This window comes from Mesorhizobium sp. M7A.F.Ca.CA.002.09.1.1, assembly GCF_003998555.1.
In the GTDB taxonomy this organism is placed as follows: Bacteria; Pseudomonadota; Alphaproteobacteria; order Rhizobiales; family Rhizobiaceae; genus Mesorhizobium; species Mesorhizobium ciceri.
Window position 1 is genome coordinate 1 of sequence record NZ_RZRR01001078.1, and the last position, 1638, is coordinate 1638.

Below are 1638 nucleotides of genomic sequence, written 5' to 3' on the forward strand. Positions count from 1 at the left end.
GCACAAGGCTGGCGATCACACCGGTGAGTGCAATGCCGATCGTCGCGCCGATACAGGCGACGAGACGCTCGCGCAGCGTCGCGCCGGCAAGAATGGGAACAAAAAGGCGGAAAGCCATGGGGTCGAAAACTCTGCCGATATTCCAGGGGAAGTCGAAAATGTGCTGATCGCACCGCAATGACGCGGCATCGTTGAATTTGAAAGCCAAACTGATCCGGGAAACTGCAATTTGAGGGAATAGAATTCCGCTACGCAGCCGCCGCCGCGGTCAGGCCGCGCGAAATGTCGGCCTTCAGGTCGTCGACGTCCTCGAGGCCGATCTGCAGGCGGATCAATGGACCCTCATAGGGGGCCTTCGCGACAACGCGGTCGCCGAGCCAGACCGGCACGGCAAGGCTCTCATAGCCGCCCCAGGAATAGCCGAGGCCGAAGATTTGCAGCGCGTCGAGAAAGGCGTGCTGCTGCTTTTGTCCGCCGCCGGCAAGCACGATGGAAAAGATGCCGCTCGATCCGGAGAAGTCCCGCTTCCACAGTTCGTGGTCCGGGTGGCTGGGCAGGGCCGGGTGGAGCACGCGCGCCACGCCCTTCTGGCCTTCGAGCCAGGAGGCGATGGCAAGCGTGCTGCGCTGATGGTGTTCAAGGCGCACGCCCATGCTGCGCAGGCCGCGCAGCACCTGGTAGACGTCGTCGGGCCCGGCGCAGCAGCCAAGCGTGCAGAAGCTTTCATAAAGATGCGTCCAGCAGCTCTCATTGGCCGACACCGTGCCAAGCAGCACGTCGGAATGGCCGGCCGGGTATTTGGTCGCCGCATGGATCGAGATGTCGACACCGTGGTCGAGGGGGCGGAAATACAGTGGCGTCGCCCAGGTATTGTCCATCATGACGATGGCGCCCGCGGCGTGCGCCGCCTTGGCGATGGCTGGGATGTCCTGCACCTCGAAGGTGTTGGAGGCCGGTGATTCCGTGAACACCACCTTGGTGTTGGGCTTGATCAACGCCGCGATGCCGGCGCCGACATGGGGGGCGTAGTACTCGACCTCGACGCCCAGCCGCTTCAGCATCGTGTCGGCGAAGTTGCGGGTCGGATGATAGACGGTATCGACGATCAGCAGATGGTCGCCGGCCGACACGAAGGCGAGCAGCGGTACCGTCACCGCCGCAAGGCCCGACGGCACCAGGATCGTGCCTGCCGAACCTTCCAGCGCGTCTATGGCGTGGGCGAGCGCATCGGTCGTCGGCGTGCCGCGCGTGCCGTAAGTGTATTTCTGGGTGCGAGCCGCCATTGACGCCGCGTCGCGAAAAAGCACGGTCGAGGCATGCACCACCGGCGGATTGACGAAGCCGAAATAGTCGTGCGGATTGTTGCCCGAATGGGCAAGCCGCGTGTTGATGCCCATCCCGCCGCTAAAGTGCTCGCCGTCTTTCGCCATTCTGCGTCGCCTTGTTTGACAAGCCGCTAGCCATAGTGCGGCGGCATGGACCGTGCAACAGCCACCGTCCGCCAGGAGATGGACTTCGAATATGCCAATTCGTCGCGGCAAAAACAGCGATGCGGGGACAGGATATCAAAACGAAAAACCCGCCTGTGCGGCGGGTCATCGGCGCAAATCAGCACCATGGACGAAAATGTATCATAGC

The 1638-nt window shown here is 62.8% G+C and carries 2 protein-coding genes and 1 pseudogene; all 3 read right to left on the minus strand.

Going from position 1 to position 1638, the window contains the following annotated elements; all coding sequences use genetic code 11:
* Positions 1–208 (minus strand): annotated as a pseudogene (locus EN994_RS30400) (hypothetical protein); the annotation flags it as partial.
* 40 nt (positions 209–248) lie between these two features.
* Positions 249–1430 carry a cystathionine beta-lyase gene (locus EN994_RS30405; protein ID WP_013532426.1) on the minus strand — a complete coding sequence of 394 codons (1182 nt, stop codon included), beginning with the start codon at positions 1428–1430 and terminating at the stop codon, positions 249–251.
* 26 nt (positions 1431–1456) lie between these two features.
* Positions 1457–1638, minus strand: a 182-nt coding sequence (locus EN994_RS35730; RefSeq protein ID WP_206530535.1) for a hypothetical protein, incomplete at its 5' end; no start/stop codon positions are given.

Bases quoted from the DNA above. Each gene is read 5' to 3' on its own strand.
- EN994_RS30405 (WP_013532426.1), bottom strand. From the start codon at position 1,430: ATGGCGAAAGACGGCGAGCACTTTAGCGGCGGGATGGGCATCAACACG.